General features: G+C 66.3%; 15 protein-coding genes. 9 read left to right on the top strand and 6 right to left on the bottom strand.

What is annotated here, in order from left to right; genetic code table 11:
• Window positions 1-85: 85 nt before the first annotated feature.
• Window positions 86-304 carry a hypothetical protein gene (locus VGK20_05515; protein ID HEY2773492.1) on the top strand — a complete coding sequence of 73 codons (219 nt, stop codon included), beginning with the start codon at window positions 86-88 and terminating at the stop codon, window positions 302-304.
• Here VGK20_05515 and VGK20_05520 read toward each other — a convergent pair whose 3' ends face one another.
• Together VGK20_05520 and VGK20_05525 are read right to left on the bottom strand one after the other, a co-directional pair.
• Window positions 305-2,707 carry a class I SAM-dependent methyltransferase gene (locus VGK20_05520; protein HEY2773493.1) on the bottom strand — a complete coding sequence of 801 codons (2,403 nt, stop codon included), beginning with the start codon at window positions 2,705-2,707 and terminating at the stop codon, window positions 305-307.
• A gap of 93 nt (window positions 2,708-2,800) precedes the next feature.
• Entirely contained in the window at window positions 2,801-4,330 is a 1,530-nt protein-coding gene (locus VGK20_05525) for a GDSL-type esterase/lipase family protein (protein HEY2773494.1), read from the bottom strand.
• A gap of 488 nt (window positions 4,331-4,818) precedes the next feature.
• Here VGK20_05525 and VGK20_05530 point away from each other — a divergent pair, with 488 nt between their 5' ends.
• Complete coding sequence (locus tag VGK20_05530) at window positions 4,819-6,351, top strand: sulfatase (GenBank protein HEY2773495.1); 1,533 nt, start codon at window positions 4,819-4,821, stop codon at window positions 6,349-6,351.
• 56 nt (window positions 6,352-6,407) lie between these two features.
• On the opposite strand, the gene VGK20_05535 is transcribed toward VGK20_05530, so the two are convergent.
• Both VGK20_05535 and VGK20_05540 read right to left on the bottom strand, forming a co-directional pair.
• Window positions 6,408-6,863 carry a hypothetical protein gene (locus VGK20_05535; GenBank protein HEY2773496.1) on the bottom strand — a complete coding sequence of 152 codons (456 nt, stop codon included), beginning with the start codon at window positions 6,861-6,863 and terminating at the stop codon, window positions 6,408-6,410.
• On the bottom strand, window positions 6,860-7,507 hold the full coding sequence (locus VGK20_05540) for a hypothetical protein (GenBank protein HEY2773497.1): 648 nt from the start codon (window positions 7,505-7,507) through the stop codon (window positions 6,860-6,862). The genes VGK20_05535 and VGK20_05540 overlap by 4 nt, the downstream gene beginning before the upstream one ends.
• 92 nt (window positions 7,508-7,599) lie before the next feature.
• Here VGK20_05540 and VGK20_05545 point away from each other — a divergent pair, with 92 nt between their 5' ends.
• The 5 genes from VGK20_05545 to VGK20_05565 all read left to right on the top strand — a co-directional run bounded on the left by VGK20_05545 (window position 7,600) and on the right by VGK20_05565 (window position 13,419).
• The gene (locus VGK20_05545; protein ID HEY2773498.1) at window positions 7,600-9,147 is read left to right on the top strand and encodes a GDSL-type esterase/lipase family protein; all 1,548 of its coding nucleotides are present in this window, start codon (window positions 7,600-7,602) and stop codon (window positions 9,145-9,147) included.
• Window positions 9,144-10,553: a sulfatase gene (locus VGK20_05550; GenBank protein ID HEY2773499.1), complete on the top strand. Its 1,410-nt coding sequence runs from the start codon at window positions 9,144-9,146 to the stop codon at window positions 10,551-10,553. The genes VGK20_05545 and VGK20_05550 overlap by 4 nt, the downstream gene beginning before the upstream one ends.
• A 133-nt stretch (window positions 10,554-10,686) precedes the next feature.
• Window positions 10,687-11,349 carry a hypothetical protein gene (locus VGK20_05555; GenBank protein HEY2773500.1) on the top strand — a complete coding sequence of 221 codons (663 nt, stop codon included), beginning with the start codon at window positions 10,687-10,689 and terminating at the stop codon, window positions 11,347-11,349.
• A complete protein-coding gene (locus VGK20_05560) occupies window positions 11,346-11,801 on the top strand; it encodes a hypothetical protein (GenBank protein HEY2773501.1) in 456 nt (151 codons plus the stop codon). The genes VGK20_05555 and VGK20_05560 overlap by 4 nt, the downstream gene beginning before the upstream one ends.
• Before the next feature lie 286 nt (window positions 11,802-12,087).
• A complete protein-coding gene (locus VGK20_05565) occupies window positions 12,088-13,419 on the top strand; it encodes an acyltransferase (protein ID HEY2773502.1) in 1,332 nt (443 codons plus the stop codon).
• Here the strand turns inward: VGK20_05565 and VGK20_05570 are convergent.
• Both VGK20_05570 and VGK20_05575 read right to left on the bottom strand, forming a co-directional pair.
• A complete protein-coding gene (locus VGK20_05570) occupies window positions 13,376-14,326 on the bottom strand; it encodes a class I SAM-dependent methyltransferase (GenBank protein HEY2773503.1) in 951 nt (316 codons plus the stop codon). The two genes, VGK20_05565 and VGK20_05570, sit on opposite strands and share 44 nt — an antisense overlap.
• An 18-nt stretch (window positions 14,327-14,344) precedes the next feature.
• Complete coding sequence (locus VGK20_05575) at window positions 14,345-15,145, bottom strand: glycosyltransferase family 2 protein (GenBank protein HEY2773504.1); 801 nt, start codon at window positions 15,143-15,145, stop codon at window positions 14,345-14,347.
• 241 nt (window positions 15,146-15,386) lie between these two features.
• On the opposite strand from VGK20_05575, the gene rfbB reads away from it, so the two are divergent.
• Window positions 15,387-16,448, top strand: coding sequence for a dTDP-glucose 4,6-dehydratase (gene rfbB, locus VGK20_05580; protein HEY2773505.1), 1,062 nt, complete (start codon window positions 15,387-15,389; stop codon window positions 16,446-16,448).
• Between the two features lie 7 nt (window positions 16,449-16,455).
• The gene (gene rfbC / locus VGK20_05585) at window positions 16,456-17,043 is read left to right on the top strand and encodes a dTDP-4-dehydrorhamnose 3,5-epimerase (GenBank protein HEY2773506.1); all 588 of its coding nucleotides are present in this window, start codon (window positions 16,456-16,458) and stop codon (window positions 17,041-17,043) included.

The following is a 17,043-nucleotide window of genomic DNA, read 5'->3' on the forward strand; positions in this document are numbered from 1 at the left end:
CTCTACCGATATCTGATCGCTTCGATGGTGCTGTTCTCCCACGCGTGAGGACCGCGCAGCGCCGGTCGTATTCGCGTATCTCGTCGTGCTGTTCTCCGACGACGTGCGACCGGCGCGCGAGATCCTGCTGTCGCTCGGGCTTCCCGCGGCCAACCTCACGGCTGTTGTCGTGCACTGGGGCGTGGCGAGCCGGATCCAGCCTGCGCGGCCGCGCCTGCACGCGATGTCGGCCGGCCGCAGGGCCCACCTGCAGGAAAATACGACACCTTCCGTTGCCGTGGCAACGGCGCCGGCGGGCGACTGATCAGGAAGGCAGCGAGGCCGGCCCCCGCATCCGCATCGCCAGCGTCATCGAGCCGAGCGCGACCGCGTACGCGAGCACGCCCGTCAGGAATGCCGCGGTAAAGCCGATCTTGCTGCCGATGAAAATTGCGACCACCGAGGCCACGACCGACATCGCGCCGTTGAGACCCCACGCCCACGGCACCAGCTCTTCACCGCACGTGCGCAGCAGCGTGATACCTAGCGGATAGGCCATCCCGAGCAGCAGCCCGATCGGCGCGAGCAGCAGCACGGTGACCAGGATGCGAACGGCGATCGGATCGCCGAGCAGGAAATGGATCACCGACGGAAGTGCGACGATGTAGACGCTCGAAATCACGAGAATCCCGGTCAGGACCCGCGTCAGCGTGCCGAGCACGTTGTCTCCGGCCAGACGTTCCGACAGCAGGCTGCCGTTGCCGGAGAAGAACAGCAGCGCGAACAGCACGACCGCCAGTGCATAGACCGGCGCTCCCAGCAACAGCATGAGCTTCTGCAGCAGCGGGATCTCGATCATCAGGAAGCCGTAACCGAGGCACGCGAAGTACAGCAGCAGCGGAGCCGCCACGCCTGCAGGCACCCGGTGCGCCGGTCCTCGCCGGAACAGCAGCAGCGGAATCGAGAAGAACAGCACCGCCAGCACCGTCACCGTGCCCATCAGCATGTACATGAGCGCCAGCGCGTCGTTCCACATCGTCAGGAAGTGGAATGGATCGTCCATGCCCGTCGGGAGGAGGCCGCGCAGGAAGTTGAAGAAGAACGGTCGGTCGTCGGTCGGCGGATCGATGAAGAACTGGTAGTGCGACATGAACGTGCGCCAGTCGGGACTGCTGATGACGCGCGCGACCTCCAGGTGCCCCGGCTGCTCGCCCGGCATCCACATGATCTGCGCGTTGAGGTAACCGGCCCGCTCCTTGAGCTTGGCGAGCTCCTCCTTCGTGAACGGAGACTTGTTGACGAGCATCGTCGTGTTGAGGTCCTGCTTGAGGACGACGATGTGGCTCGCGAAGTCCTGGACGCCCCGGCCTTCCCACGCGGCGCGCGCCATCGCGACGATGCGCAGCACCTCGACGGGGTACTGCGCGACCATGTAGCGCGTGACGCTGAGGATGCCGTTGTCCGTGAGGTGATCGTAGTACTCCTGGAATCCCTCGGTGGTGTAGAGGTAGTTCTCGCTGAACACGAAGCCGCCGGCGGCGTTGAGCGAGAACGTGTCGATGAGGCTGAGCTGCAGGATGTCGAACTTGTCGTCGAGGCCGGACAGGCGGCTGCGCGCCTCGTCGATGATCACGTGGACGCCGGGGTGCGTATACGGATGCCCCGCATAGTCCGCGTAAAGGTCCTCGACGGTGTGGCGCATCGACTGGTTGATCTCGAGACCGGTGATCGACGGCTGCCCGTAGGCGACCGCCGCGAGAAGGTCGCGGCCGCCGCCGGTGCCGATCACGAGCACCTTGGCGTGGGGGCGGATCTCGTGGGCCACGTACAGGACACTGTCGCGCAGCCACTGGATCGATGCAGGATCGCCGTTCCAGCCCATCATCGGCGTCCATGCGGCGCCATCGATGTCGAGCATTTTCGTCGGGGGGTACGGCCCGTCCTGGTAGGACTGGTACGGCGAGCGCATCGGCAGGATCTGCGCCGCGTTGCGGTCCTCGGCGAACGCGGAGACGCGCGAGAACGAATTCCAGGTCGTCTTCTCGCTGTACGTGTCCGTCCTCTGCTTGATGTAGCGCATCTCGTACAGGTCGTTGGTGAACGACAGCACGAGCAGCACGCCGACGACTGCCGCCGAAGTGGCGGCGAGCGCCTGGCGGTGCGCCGATCCGAACGCGATGAACAGCGCTGTCACACTCGCCACGGCGGCGATCACGACGGCAACCTGGGGCGCCGGCAGCAGGCCCAGCGCGGTGACGACGCCGAGGCAGCCGAGGCTCGCCCCGACGAGATCGGCGTAATAGATGCTGGCGATGCTCGAGGAGAAGTGCGTCATCAGCAGCGAAATGCAGATGCCTCCGAGGAAGAACGGTACCGTCAGGACCACGTAGGCGAGGCCGAGCGACGAGAGTCCCGCGAGCGACAGCGACTGCACGACGTGGATGTGCAGGAATGCGAGCACCGACAGCGCCGCCGTCAGGCCGAACAACGACAGGAAGGTCGTGACCTGCTCGTCGACGCGTTCGGCCGGAAAATGTCGCGGGAGCAGGTAGACCACCAGGCCGGAGAGGCCGAGCCCGAACATCGCCAGCGAGATCGCGACGAACGCGTAATGGCTGAACAGCGCTACCGTCAGCATGCGCGCGACGGTGATCTCGAGCATCAGCAGCGACAGGCTCGCGAAGAAGACCGCGAGATAGTGGCGGCGCTGGGGCAGCGGATGGCTCATGACGTCTCCTGCATGATGGGGTGATTCCTGGACAGCGCGCCGACGGCGCCGCACCTCCCGGTGCCTTGCGCCTCGTGCTCACGGCCCCGTTGTTCAGCTTCCGGCGCGCGCTCCGCCGGCCCCGGCAGCCGTCTCGACCAGGCCGCGAAACGCCGGAAGATCTTTCAGCTTGTCCGCGATGAGCCGCGAGATCACCTGGTGACCGTCGCGATTGGGATGCGCCCGCTCGACCATGAACAACGACTGCCCGAACACCTCCACCGGCCCGATGCGGCTTCCCGGCATCTTCAATACCCGATCGCCGAGCGTCGAAGCAAGCGGCGGGATCGCGGCGAACTCGTCCACCGAGCCCTGGTGGTACTTGTACTCGATCGCGGAGAACTCGGCCGGAACCTGCACCGTCGTCGAGAACACTCCGTCCCCGGCTCGCTCGTCGCCGTGCGTGCCGTCGTCGAACAGCGCCTCGGCAAAGCGGAAGTCCGGGCGGAAGTACCCCACTCCGTCGACGCGGTATTCCTGCTTCGGATCTGGCACCTGGACGCGAAGCACCACGCTGCGGTCCTCCTTCGGGCCCTGCGGCGGGCTCGCGCGCGAAAGACCGAGGCGGTCGGCGCGCGCGTTCTCGTCGTCCTCTCGCAGGCGGGTCACCTGATCGACGAGATCCACGAACGGCACGTGGTCGGCTTCGACGCCGCTTCGCACGCCGCCAATAGCGGGCGTCTGGACGAAATCGGTGTTGGCAACGAGGAGATCCACGCGTTTGGCCTTCGCGAGCGCGTAGACCTCGTGCACCGCCGAGGCGATCTGCTCGACGGAGACGCGGCGGCAGGAGCCAGTGCGCACGATCTGCTCGCGGCAGCCGGCGCTCGGCTGGTCGATCGGCCGCTCGGGGAACAGTCGCGAGATCGCACGATACAGGTTGGTCTCGGCGGCGAAGCCTGAGACGCGCTGCGCAAACCGTGTTGCCGGGCTGGCCAGCCTGAGGAATCGCTCATCATCGGTCACCCTCGACGGGAAAAGCTGGTCGTTGGTGCCGTGCCCGATCACGACCACGTCCGGCTTCAGGCGTTCAATATCGAGGTCGAGAAAGCGCAGGCCCTGCAGCCACGACCAGCCGGGGACGCCGGCGTTGATGATCTCGAAACGCTGCTGGGGATAACGCGACTGGAGAAGGCGGCGAAGCTGCTCCGGGTAGGTGTCACCCTGGTCGACGCTGAATCCGAACGTGATCGAATCGCCGACGCACAGGACGCGCAGAACCTTGGTGCCGGCGGGCGTCGCCGTTCTTTCCGGACCGCGAAAGCCTTCCGAATTGTTCTCGATCGTCCACTGGTCGTCGCGACCGAACGCTCGCGGATTGACCGGCTGGGTGCGCGTGGTCGACGGCTGGTTGCGCCACAGCAGGTCGACGTCGCGCACCAGGGGCGCCGGATTCACCTCGATGTATGTGACGGTGCGCGAGACGGAATCGCCGGGAATCTCCCTGGCGACGATCGGAGGAGCGAACAGCCCGGCGACGATCTCGACGACGCCGAGAAGTACGACGGTGAACAGGACGCTGCCGGTGAGCTTCAGCGCGAACAGGGCCGACGGGGAAAGACCGGGCCGGGCAGTACCGCTCATCGCCTGCGGTCCTTCGCTTGGGGCAGCCGACGCGGCGCGATGGGAGGAATGCGCGTCGTCACCTCGTCCATGCGCGCATGCCGTGTTCCGGGACGCCGAATCCGACCATGTTCCGGCCGTGGTCCGCGTGCAGGATCATCAGCGAGCGGTCTCACCATCGTTGCGTATATCGGATGGGCGAAGTGAGGGGAACCATTCTGGATTTCGCGGATCCGAGACGATTCGTCTCTGACCGGTCGAAACGCGCGACGCGGATGAACCTGGTCATTCTCGAGAACCTGAACGCTTCGGTCGAGATGGTCATTCGCGACCGAAACGCTGGGGTGCATGGCGATCATCGAGCGGTGAGCAAATACGGCGGTGTTCGAGGCATTCAAGAAGTTCCGGACAGTCCCATTCCCGAGGTCCCATCGTCTCGGCGATCCGCGATTGATAATGATGGGGCTCTGCGTTAACGTTACGCTTCCCCGACGGTCTGTCATCTTATCATGGAAAGTTCGTCGAATCCGGTGCGGCTTCGAAGTTGGCCGGCAGTTTGTCTCTTTTTGATGCTTGCCGCCGTGGCGTGTGGCCCGCCGGGATCGCCTCCGACGCAGCAGCATTCAGTCGTTCTGATCACGATCGATACGCTCCGACCGGATCGCCTCGCTTGCTACGGCCATCCTGCCAATAACACGCCGAACATCGACCGTCTTGCCGCCGAGGGCGCGCTTTTCGAACATGCGTATTGCGATATGCCATGGACTACGGGGTCCATGGCGTCTGTCATGACGGGGCACTACAGTGCTTACCACGGGCTGCGAGATCCGCGCTCAAAGCTCGATCCCGCCGTCAGCACCCTCGCCCAGATTGTGCACGATCACGGGATGCAGACGGGAGCAGTCGTCGGGTCCTTCCCTCTCGATTCAGTGTACGGACTGAACAAAGGGTTCGAGACCTACGATGACAAGTTCTCGATGCCTGAGCTCGTCGACCCGAACGCGCCGGTGAATCCGGTAACCGAATCGTATCCTCAGAACTGGGATGAACAGACAAAGTTCGTCCAGAAAAAGGAAGAGAACGACTGGTACCGACCTGACGCCGACGTCACTGCTGCCGCAATCCAATGGCTGAACAATACCCGCGATGGGCGCCCTTTTTTCCTCTGGGTCCACTACTTCGGTCCGCACGAGAAATATGACCGTACACGCAGCACCTTCCCTCAGGAGCGCGAGGTAGTAGTCGCATACGATGGCGCCGTGCAACAGACCGATCGAGCCGTAGGCCGGCTGATTGATCACCTGCGCGAGACAGGACTGCTCGACAAGACAATGGTAATCCTGCACGCCGATCACGGGCAGAACCTGGGCGAATCGGGGTATGTCGGGCACACCCTTCGGCTCGATGAAGTGGCAGTCCACATTCCGATGATCGTACGTTATCCCGGGACGATGGGAGCTGGCGTGAAGCGGGTGGATATCGCGAAGAACGTAGACATTCTTCCTACCGTGCTGGCCCTCGAGAATATCCCCGCCGAGGCAGGACCTGGCAGATCATTGCTGCCCGTGGGAGGGGATCTGGACGGCAACCGGGTCCCGAAAGATCTCCAGGTAGCGTATTTTGAAACCTACCTGCCACTCTACTTCTTTTGGCCTCAGACGACGCCGGAGACAGGCGCGTTGCTTGGGCCGATGATCAGTCGCGGTGTTCGAACGCCGAATTGGAAACTGACAACAAACGAATTCCGTGGCTCCTGCTCATGGGGACATGCTCCCGCGCGCGACGGGAACGGCACCTGGGTTTTGAGTGAGCCGCGGACCCTGACTGCCGAGCGCTGTGCTGAGCTTGGAGCGAAAAACCTTTTTCGTGTCGCCGGGGACAATGGAGGCACGATCGAGCCGCTCAGCGTCCCAGATCCCGCCGTTGTCTCCGTACTTGAACAGCAGATCCACGCTCACGACTCGGCGGAGCCGGCGGGCGAAAAATTCAACCTGACGCCGACGCAGGAAGAAAAACTGAAGAGCCTCGGATACCTGAAGTGAACAGTGGCTATCCGAGGAACACGCGCAACGGGCCGGCCTTGAAAACTCCCGATCCGTCAGTCGCAGAGAAAGAACGAAAGCCCCGCCTCCAGCACCGTGTTCTCTCCGGTTCGCAGGTACCAGTAGCCGGTGGGCGAGAGCGGAACACCCTGTAGCGAAGCGCCGCAGTTGGCGACGACCCCGGGCGGCGAGATCAGGCAAAGGGAGACGGGCGCGTTGTTGTAGTCGGGCACCGTCACGGTCCAGTGGTCCGCCTCGGTATCGCCGACCACGTGCACGAGCTCGAGCGGGCCACGCATCGGCCGCACCGCCGAGATCGCCAGCTCGACGTGCTCCTGGGCAAGGTTCACCATCCTGGCGGACTTCCAGTCCACGCGGCTCGAGAAGTTGTTCTCGCGGTTGAGCGACAGCGCGTCATAGCGCTGGCAGGGCTGCGGCGCCGGCGGCGCGCACGTTGCCACGGCGAGCGCGCACGAAAGCGCGACGAAGGCGCGGATGCTTGCTGCGTTCACGGACAGGCATCCATGCGGACGAGCACATCCGGTGTATCGTCGCCGGTGGTCACGATGCGAATCCCGTCGCCGCTGACGACCAGGCATGCGATTTCGGCATCGAAGGCCGAGCCGTCGGTGAGCTGGGTGTGGAACTTCGCGCGGCGGCCGGACCAGAACGCGACCTGCAACACACCGGGCGTGCGCCAGTAGCCACCCTCGATGCGCTCGGGAAGCTCGATGCCGAGCTTGAGATCATGTCCACCCGCCTGCAGTTCAAACTGCGCCGTTCGCGAATCGTCGGGCACGGCCATCTCGACCGAGCCGCTGGCCGTATCGAATCTGGAAAGACGCAGCGGGGGCAGGTGGCCCAGGTAATCGCCCACTTCAGCGTTCTGCTTCTGGAAACCCTGCGGCGCCGAGGTCGCGAACACCGAGTGCAGGTCGCGCAGGATCGGTGCGCCTTCCCCGCGCAGCGTCTGGTCGATCGACAGGTTGTTGAGGAACGCCGCCACGGCGTAGCGTCCTCCGGCGGCACACGCGCTGATCATCGGGCGCTCCGGGTCCGGCTGGGGGCAAACCGGAACCTGCCCGGGCGCCGCAGCGGGCCACGCAGCGATCGTCAGCACCGTCGCTGCGACGAGGCGCAGTTTCACCCGCTGCATCGCGTTGTAGTAGCAGCGCGGTCGGGCCGAGCCAAACCTTGCAGGCACCGGCGATCCGTGGTTCGACTAGGTGACCTTTCCCGCAAGGCTTCATGAAGCGACCTTCGCCGACCGGATCCTCGCGCCCCTTACAGGTATTCGTCCTTCTCGCGTGCATCGTCGCGGTGCCTGTCGCGCTCGAATTGGTCGCAAGGCTGCTGCAATGGCAGCAGCAACGCCCGTCGCTCGATGCATTCGCCGTGCCCGATGCTTTCGTGCGCGACCGGGCTCCTGGTTCCGGCTTCGCAATGCCTGTCGATGCCTCGGTAGTTCCGGATGAGGACCTGCTGTGGCGCAACCGGCCGTCGATCAAGCGCACCGAGCCGGTCGTGCCGTTCTCCGCGGCAGTCACCGGGCAGTGGACGCTGCGGCTGGACTCGAGAGGCCTGCGCGGCGACGAAGTGTCCGCGACGCCGGCCGCCGGTGTCTTCCGCATCCTTTGCCTCGGCGACTCGGTGACGCAGGGATTCAACGTCGATCAGGGAAGCGACTGGCCCGCGCTGCTTTCGCGGATGCTCGCGACGCGCTACCCGTCGCTGCACTTCGAGGTGCTCAACGCGGCCGTGCCGCAGTGGTCGTGGGTACAGGGCGCCAGGTTCCTTTTTCGCGACGGCTTTCGACTGCAACCGGCGCTGGTCATTTCTGCCTTCGGCACTTCCGACCAGCTCGAGCCCGTAGCGGTCAGCGACAGCGAGCAGATGTGGCTTTCGGAAAACCTGCGCGACGAGCCGCGCGGCACGTTCTCGGCGCTGCTCGCAAGTAGTCGTGCCGCGCGCCTGCTGGCGCCCGAGGCACGGTCGCATTCCGGGTCACGCGGCCCGAGCCCCGGTTGCCTGCTCCAGCAGGCTTCGGGCACGGACTGCCATCGCGTCTCCCCGCCGGAAATCGCTGCGACGGTGCATCGCATCGGCGAAACGGCCCGCGCCGCTGCCGTGGATTCGCTGTTCGTGAATCTGGACTTCGCCGCGACGCCGGCAGCGGCGGCGCTTCGCAGCGCCACGCTGCGCGACGGCTTCGCATTCGTCGATGCCGTCGAGGCAATTCGCGCCGAATGGCTGCGTGCCGACATCAGGCGCTCCCACCGCCTCGGGCTCCTCTACGCGCACGTACCGATCGTCCCATTTGGCCGGCCCGAGTTCCCCGCTCCGCAAGGCCGTGGCCCATTGATCCGTTTTCGCACTCAGCTCGCGATCGGCAGCAGTGAGGTGCACGTCAAGGGCGAAGGTGAAATCGGCAGTGGGTTCCGCTTCGACGCGCCGATGCACGACGACGGCGACGACGGCGACGAACGCGCCGCCGACGGCGTGTTCACGGCCGCAGTCGAAACTCCACCGTCGACATCCTCGCTGCACTACATGTTCTACGCCGGCGGCCGTCCGGAATTCGCAGTTCCTACGCAGTTGGCGGCGAGCAACGCCGAGCGCGTGCTACGCTTCAATCGCGACTCCGATGCCGCCGTGCAGCCGTTCGGCGAGCGTTATCTCATGAGCGACGCGCTGCATCCGGACGCGGCAGGACAGCAGAAAATTGCCGAGGCCGTATTCGCACAGGTTCTCCAGGCTCCGTCGCTTCAGCGAGCGGCGGCCGCGGCACGTCCGTGAGGCTCGCGGCACGCATCGCTGCGGGACTCACGCTCGCATGCGCGGTGATGTGCTCCTGCAACGCGCGAGACGGCGCGTCGCATCCAAACGTCCTGCTCATCGTCGTCGATACGCTGAGGGCAGACCACCTCGGTTGCTACGGTTACTCGCGGCCTACGTCGCCGAACCTGGATGCCCTGGCTGCACGCGGCACGCGTTTTGCGGCCGCGCGCGCCGCCAGCTCGTGGACGCTGCCGAGCGTGTCGTCGATCCTGACCGGGCTGTATCCGGCCGTGCACGGCGTCGAACGCAGCGACTCGGTGGTCTCCGACAGCCTCTCGACGCTCGCCGACGACTTCCACGAGGCCGGCTACGAGACCGTCGCGCTGTCGGCCAATCCCGCCTTCGTGACGCCGCGCCAGGGCCTGGCGCGCGGCTTCGATCGCTTCGACGTGCTTCACGGCGGAGCTGCCGCGCCGAAAACGATGGGCGCCGTGCCGGCAGACGCGTCGATGTCCCGCTGGGTGTTCGAGGCGAGTGCGGCGGAGCTGACGTCGGCGGCGCTCGCGTGGTTGCGCTCGCGCGACCAGGCGCGTCCTTTTCTTCTCTATCTGCACTACTTCGATCCGCACGCCGCCTACTCGCCGCCTCGCGATTTCGCGCGCCGCTTCGGCGTGGCCGACGACGAGCCGCTGGCAGGCCCGGCTCAGTGGCCGGTGCTTCTCGCGCCGTCGGCGCCCGATGCGGCGACGCTGGCGGTGCTGCAAAAGCTCTACGACGCCGAAATCGCAGCGACCGACGCCGCGATCGGAAATCTTTTCGACGCTCTTCCCAACGCAACCCGGGATCGCACCATCGTCGTCGTGACCGCCGACCACGGCGAGGAATTCGGCGAGCATGGCGGTGTCCAGCACGGCCGCACGCTGTACGACGAGCTGCTGCGGGTGCCGCTGCTGATGGCGGGGCCCGGCGTTCCTGCAGCGAGCGTAGCCGCGGCTCCGGTGTCGCTCGCGGAGCTGCGTGCGACGATCGATGCAATGTGCGCCCTTGCGGCGCCGGAGTCGGCGGCGATCGAGCCGTCGTTCGCGACCGCGCTGGCCGGCGCTTCGAGCCCAGGCCCCGTCTACGCCGATCTCGAGGCGCGCTTCGAAGGAGACCGCCAGCAGCATCGCCGTGCGATGGTCGATGGAAAGTGGAAGCTGCTGATGGATCCGGCGCGCGGCACGAGGCTATTCGACCTCGATGCCGATGCAGGCGAGCACACGCCCGCCGGCGACGACGAGGCCCCGCGTCGCGAGGCGATGACGGGCACGGTGCTTGCGCGCGATGCCCGCACAGTGGCACAGCGGTCGATCGCCCCACCGCGAACCGGGCTGCTCGACCCGGCGCGCCGCGAGCAGCTCCGGGCGCTCGGCTACGCGCAGTAAGCGCAAGGCCTGGCACCACGACGGGGAGGTTCTCGCGAGCCAGGCGTCGTGGCTCGGCTCGCGCAAGCCGAGCGAGCATTGACCGCTTCGCAGGCGCTCCGTAGTATCCCTCCTCGTGAGGCGCGCCGGCACTTTGTCCACGCGCTCCGCTTTTGCCGCGGCCGCAGTCTTGCTGCTGTTGGCCGCGCCGGCGCACGCTCAGCGCCCTGTCTGTGCGTCGCTCGCACCCGGAGAGCGTGCGACGATCTCGTGCCGCCCGTTCTCGCTGTCTCCCGTCGTGCGTTTTCTCGCCGATTTCAGCGTCGACCAGCTCTTCAAGCCTACCCCGCCGGCGTTCCAGCGTACCGCGCTCGAGATGGCACCGCTTTTTGCAGCCAAGGAGGTGAGCGATGACGCCGCGCTGCAAAAGCTGCTGTCGTCGCTGCCGCCGCTGCGTTTCTCGCAGATCGACAGGAGCACCGGAACCGTGCTGGCCGAGCTGGGAGACAGTGCGACCAACGCCGATCTCGTGCTCGACAAGATCGACCGTGCTCCCCGGCTCGCTGTCCGTCTTCCGCGCGTGATCGCCGGCGGCTACTGGAGAGGACCCGACGTGCTGCAGATCGCATTCTGGGAAAACAAGCGGGTCGGCATGACGTTGTCGTTTGCGGGCGGCACAGTTGGCGGAGCAGCGGGCGGCGTCGCGGCCGGCGGCGACGTCGACTGCGTCGCGCTGTCGCCCGAAGGACTTCTCGTGCGATTCGCTCCGGCATCGGTCGCGCCGCTTCTCGTACTGTTCCGGGACTGCCCGCAATGAGCCGCGCATTGCTCGCTGCTGCCTCGCGCGCACTCGCTGTTTCGGCGGTATTCGCTTGCGCCTGCGCACCGGCGGCCGTGCCCCGTTGCGTGCGCCTCGAGCTCGGGTCGACAGGGCCGGAGTCTTCGTTCCGGATCACGGTGCCGCAGGAGGCTGCGCCCGTTCTTGCCGATCCGAAAGACAGGCTCGACATTGCGATGAGCCTGGTCGCGCCGATCGATGGGCCCGTGACGATCACGCTGAGCGACGGCGGCGCCAGCAGAAGCTGGGAGCTCAAGGTCCCGGCGCCGAGCGGAGTCAGCACCCGGTGCAGCCTCGGCTCGTTGCCGCTGGCCTCCACTTGCGGCACGCCGCTCGGGGCCCTGCCGCTCAACGTTTCGGGCCAGTGGACGATCGATCCGGGTCGCAACCGGCTCCTCGAAGCCGGGCTCGCGCTCAAGATTTGTCACTGATTTGTCGTGATTTGACGCGGAATTCTCGCTGATTCCGGGGCTCTCCTGCCCCGGCAACTCCCGCTCCTGATCCGCCCTGCAGGCAGCCGCTCCCGCCCGGGGATCCGTTCTTTCACCTGCCAGCGTGGCTACCAGGTTCGCCACAAACGAGCGATCCGCCTCGCAACTGCGCCAAAAATCGAGCGTTTCCCCCTTCTGTCGCTCGCAATGACACTTGCCGTCGTGCTACGCGAAGCCGGCCCGGTCCGGCGCCTTGGCTTCGGCGCCGGCCGCGAGCGGGGTAGAGATGACGACGACACCGCCTCGCGTTCCGTCTCGTGCAATCGATGCGGCGCGCGCGTTACCCGAATTCCAGGCACGCAAGGTCACGGCGCACGATATCCGTCGCACTGCCGATGCAATGCTCGCGAGCGCTCCGGCGAAAGGGTTCGTGCCGGAGGTCGAGTCGCTGCGTGGCCTGGCGATCCTCATGGTGGTTCTTCACCACCTCGACGGCATGCTGACCGCGAAGCTGGCTGCCGGTGGCCATGCCGTCGGGCTGCTGCGCGCGTTCGTCGCCGGCGGCCAAACCGGCGTCAGCCTGTTCTTCGTGCTCAGCGCATTCTGCCTGTCACTGCCGATCTTCCCAGCGGCAACGCGCGGGGAGAGATTCTCGACGATGAGCTTTCACCGGCGTCGCGTGCTGCGGATCATTCCCGCGTACTGGACCGCGATTGTCGTCGGTACCGTGCTGACTTCCGCATCGACTGCAGATCTCGGCAGGGCGACGGCATGGATGGTGTTCGCGAACAGTTTTTCGCAAGTCGCGGCGCCGATTCCTCCGTTCAGCGCGGTCTGGTGGAGCCTGGCCACCGAGGCACAGTTCTACGTGCTGCTGCCGCTGCTGCCGTATTGTCTCGCCAGCAGGCGAGGCAGGCGGATCGGCGCGGCAGCCGTGCTGCTCTACTCCGCGGCGTTCGTCGAGTACCTGTTCAGCGCCTGGCCACTCGGCACGACCACCGCGGAGCTCTCGCTGTCGCACTCCGTGCTCGCGCTCGCACCCATTTTCATGACCGGTGTGCTGGCCGCAGCCTTGTATGCTTCGCACGGGCCAGCGCTGCGCCTTCGCCTCGCGCAAAGCCGCCTGCTAAGCCGCGGCGGCGCCGACCTGCTGCTGCTCGCGAGCCTGTTCGGACTGGGGACCCTGCTGCGCTGGCTCGTGTGGTTTGGATACTATCGGGCCGAGCAGCGCGCGTACTTCGGCTGGCACGTGATCGAAGGCCTGTGCTGGGGCTCGGTGCTGCTGCTGCTGCTGCTCGCCCCGCTCAGGTCGTATCGCCTCTTCTGCAACCGCGCGCTGGCGGCAGTGGGACGCTGGTCCTACTCGCTCTACCTCGTGCACCTTCCGGTGATGGTCTACACGTTCCACTGGCTGCGCCTGTGGAGGCCCGGCGTGTTCCTCACGTGGAACGTGCAGACGCTCGCCGTCGCGGCCGCAGTAGTCGTGATGTCGGTGGCGCTGTCGGCACTGACGTACCGCTTCATCGAAAAGCCGTTCCTCGATCGCAAGAAGCGCATCGGCGCAGCGGCGCCTGTCAGGGAGAGACCTGTCCGCCCCCTGTCGCCTGCAACGGCTTGACCGCGACGACGCGCAGCACGCCGCCTTCGCCGAACAACGGCGCGACCACGGCAAGAATCGTTGCGAGGGCCGCAAGAGGCAGCGTCGTGAGCGCAGTCACCAGCGCGTCCCCCGCGGTCCCTTTGCCGCGCCTGCCGATCAGCACCTGGAACAGGTAGTTCGGCGTCGTACAGAGCCGGTTGAGGAAGCTCTGGAGGATCCCGAACGCATCGTACTCGGCCGAGAACGTGCTCCAGCGCACCGGCCTCAGGCCCTCCGAATCGAGCATCGCCTCCAGCGTCGGGCGCTCGAAGTGCAGCAGGTGGCGCGGCACGTCCAGGTGGAACCAGTACTGAGGATCGATGCGGGCCTGCCAGCTTCCGAAGTTCGGCACTTCGATCACGGCCGTCCCGCCCGGACGCAGCAGGCGCACGATCTCGCGCAGCATCTCGTGGGGATCGAACATGTGCTCGAAGACGTGCCACATCGTCACGGCGTCGAACGATGCGTCGGGAAGAGTGGCCAGCTCCGTCGTCGACACCACTTCGAGGCCGAGCTCGCGACGAAGCTCCATGATCGGCGCGCCGTCCTGCTCGACGCCGGCCACCCGCCAGCCGCGGCGCCGGCATGCCATCAGGAAATCGGCGCGCCCGCAGCCGATGTCGAGCACCCGCCCCGGCGTAGCCGGCAACGCGCCGACACGCAGGTTCATGAAAAAGTTCTTGAGCAGCGGGTGACGCTTGCCGAAATAACCGTCGGGATAGTACTGAGCGAGGCGCTCGGGCGTGGGGCGCGGAGAGACGTGCACGAGCGCGCAGCGGGTGCAGCGGCGGATCTCGAAGCGGTCCGCCGACAGCGGATCGGCGGCGTCGAACAGGGGCGCACCCTGCGCCGCACCGCAGTGCGGACAATCGACCAGGCTCGACATCTGGACCCTGGACCCCGCTCAGTCCCCGACCGTATGGCCGTGCACATGCGGGTGATGCTCGACGCCGAGACGACCGCCGCCTTCGTTGAACAGCGGGCTGCGCGACGCGCCCACGTGGTGCAGCCAGAACGCGAGGCTGGTACGAAGCACGCCGAGCCCGTAACGCACGCTGCGCCGGAAGCTGATCGAGGAGGCCTCGGGAAAGTACTTGGTGGGACACGAGACTTCGCCGATGCGGAAGCCGAAGTGCACGCACTGGGCCAGCATCTGGTTGTCGAACACGAAGTCGTCGGAGTTCTCTTCGAGCGGCAGCGTCTCGAGGACCTTGCCCGAAAATGCGCGATAGCCCGAGTGGTACTCCGACAGGTGCTGGCCGAGCAGGATGTTTTCGAAGAGCGTCAGCAGGCGGTTGGCCACGTACTTGTAGGCCGGCATGCCGCCGCTCATCGCGCTCTGGCAAAGCACGCGCGAGCCGAGCACGACGTCGTACTCGCCGACCGCGATCATCGAGGCCATCGCGACCAGCAGCTTGGGCGTGTACTGGTAGTCGGGATGCAGCATCACGACGACGTCCGCGCCATGACGCAGCGCTTCGCGGTAGCACGTCTTCTGGTTGCCGCCGTAGCCCTTGTTCTGCAGGTGCACCAGCGTGCGGCAGCCGAGCTCGCGGGCGACGTCGACGGTGCGGTCCGAGCTTCCGTCGTCGACGAGGATCGCCTCGTCGATGTATTCGAAAGGGATCTCCGCATAGGTGCGCCGCAGCGTCGATTCCGCGTTGTACGCGGGCATCACGACGACGATTTTCTTGCCGAACAGCATTGGCTTGCCCACTCCCGTGCGGGCGCGATACGCCCAGCGACAGATCCCCCGGCCACTGCCGCGACCCGTCGAACCGGGCGTCTATAGCACGAACGTCGCAGCCGTGTCGCCTGCCCAGCGGCCTGGCGGCGGACACTGCCCTGCCCCTCCGCTTGCATGGCGGCGGACCCCGTCTATTCTCGGCCGAACGCAGCCGCGGGCGGCCAGCGCCGCGGCGCCCTCCACGGAACCTGGATCCCGCATGAACATTTTCGTCACCGGCGGCGCCGGCTTCATCGGCTCGAATTTCCTGCGACTGTCGGTGCCGAGACGGGCCGGCGACCGTTTCACCAACGTCGACAAGCTCACGTACGCGGCCAACCCCGCCAACCTCGACGGCATCGACGCGCTGCCGAATTACGCGCTCGAGCGCGTCGACATCGCCGATGCCGCGGCGGTCGACGAGCTGTTCGCGCGGCTTCCGCCCGATCTCGTCGTGCATTTTGCCGCCGAGAGCCACGTCGACCGCAGCATCGTCTCTCCCGGCGATTTCGTGCACGCCAACATCGTCGGGACCTTCAACCTGCTGCAGGCCTTCCGCACCCACTCGGCGAGCCGCTCCGGCGCGTTGTTCCACCACGTCAGCACCGACGAAGTCTACGGCTCGCTCGGCCAGAGCGGACGCTTCACCGAGACGACGCGTTACGACCCGTCCAGCCCCTACTCCGCTTCCAAGGCCGCCAGCGACCATCTCGTGCGCGCGTACGGGCGCACTTACGGCCTGCCCGTCAAGATCACGAACTGCTCGAACAACTACGGCCCGTACCAGTTCCCCGAAAAGCTGATCCCGCTGATGATCCTCAATGCGCTCGACGGCAAGCCGCTGCCCGTCTACGGCAAGGGCCTGAACGTGCGCGACTGGCTCTACGTGGAGGATCACTGCGAGGCCATCTGGGCCGTCATCGAGCGCGGCGCCACCGGCGAGACGTACAACGTCGGCGGCGACTGCGAGCTCACGAACATCGACGTCGTCGCTCGCATCTGCCGCGTGCTGGCCGAAGAGACCGGCTGCCCCCTGGCCGACTTCGAGAGCCTGGTCACGTACGTCGCCGACCGGCCCGGTCACGACCTTCGCTATGCGATCGATGCGAGCCGCACCGAAAAGGAATGCGGCTGGTCGCCTCAGCACACGTTCGACGACGGGCTTCGCGCCACGGTGCGCTGGTACCTCGGCAACCGCGCGTGGGTGGACGGCGTGCGCAGCGGCGACTACCTGCGCTGGATCGAGCACAACTACGGCCGGCGCGCGTCGGCTGCATCCTGACGCGTCGATGAAAGTCCTGTCGACCGTCCTGCCCGAGGTCTGCATCATCGAGCCCCGAGTGTTCGGCGACGAGCGCGGGCATTTTTTCGAGAGCTGGGCGGCGCAGCGGTACGTGGAAGCCGGAATCCCCGGGCCTTTCGTGCAGGACAACATCTCGCGCTCACGGCGCGGGATCCTGCGCGGTCTGCACCTGCAGAACCCGCATTGCCAGGGAAAGCTCGTCAGCGTTCTTCTCGGCGAGGTCTACGACGTCGCAGTGGACGTGCGCGTCGGGTCGCCGAGCTTCGGACGCTGGACCGCGGTCGTGCTTTCGGACACGAACCACCGCCAGTTCTGGGTGCCGCCGGGCTTCGCGCACGGTTTCTGCGTGACCAGCGACGAGGCGATCTTCCATTACAAGTGCACCGAGTATTACCATCCCGCGTCCGAGATGTCGGTGCTGTGGAACGATCCCGCGCTGGCGATCGACTGGCCGGTTGCCAGTCCGATCGTCAACGAAAAAGACTCGGCGCGCGCGTTTTGCCTGACGGACATCCCGCGCGAGCGGCTGCCGCATTACGAGCAGGCCCGCACCGAGAGGCGCAAGGACGGTTGA

The organism is Candidatus Binatia bacterium (assembly GCA_036493895.1).
In the GTDB taxonomy this organism is placed as follows: domain Bacteria; phylum Desulfobacterota; class Binatia; order UBA1149; family CAITLU01; genus DATNBU01.

Coding starts and splice junctions, on each gene's coding strand:
- VGK20_05520 (HEY2773493.1), bottom strand. CDS start 2,707: ATGAGCCATCCGCTGCCCCAGCGCCGCCACTATCTCGCGGTCTTCTTC.
- VGK20_05525 (HEY2773494.1), bottom strand. CDS start 4,330: ATGAGCGGTACTGCCCGGCCCGGTCTTTCCCCGTCGGCCCTGTTCGCG.
- VGK20_05530 (HEY2773495.1), top strand. CDS start 4,819: ATGGAAAGTTCGTCGAATCCGGTGCGGCTTCGAAGTTGGCCGGCAGTT.
- VGK20_05540 (HEY2773497.1), bottom strand. CDS start 7,507: ATGCAGCGGGTGAAACTGCGCCTCGTCGCAGCGACGGTGCTGACGATC.
- VGK20_05545 (HEY2773498.1), top strand. CDS start 7,600: ATGAAGCGACCTTCGCCGACCGGATCCTCGCGCCCCTTACAGGTATTC.
- VGK20_05560 (HEY2773501.1), top strand. CDS start 11,346: ATGAGCCGCGCATTGCTCGCTGCTGCCTCGCGCGCACTCGCTGTTTCG.
- VGK20_05565 (HEY2773502.1), top strand. CDS start 12,088: ATGACGACGACACCGCCTCGCGTTCCGTCTCGTGCAATCGATGCGGCG.
- VGK20_05570 (HEY2773503.1), bottom strand. CDS start 14,326: ATGTCGAGCCTGGTCGATTGTCCGCACTGCGGTGCGGCGCAGGGTGCG.
- VGK20_05575 (HEY2773504.1), bottom strand. CDS start 15,145: ATGCTGTTCGGCAAGAAAATCGTCGTCGTGATGCCCGCGTACAACGCG.
- rfbB (HEY2773505.1), top strand. CDS start 15,387: ATGAACATTTTCGTCACCGGCGGCGCCGGCTTCATCGGCTCGAATTTC.
- rfbC (HEY2773506.1), top strand. CDS start 16,456: ATGAAAGTCCTGTCGACCGTCCTGCCCGAGGTCTGCATCATCGAGCCC.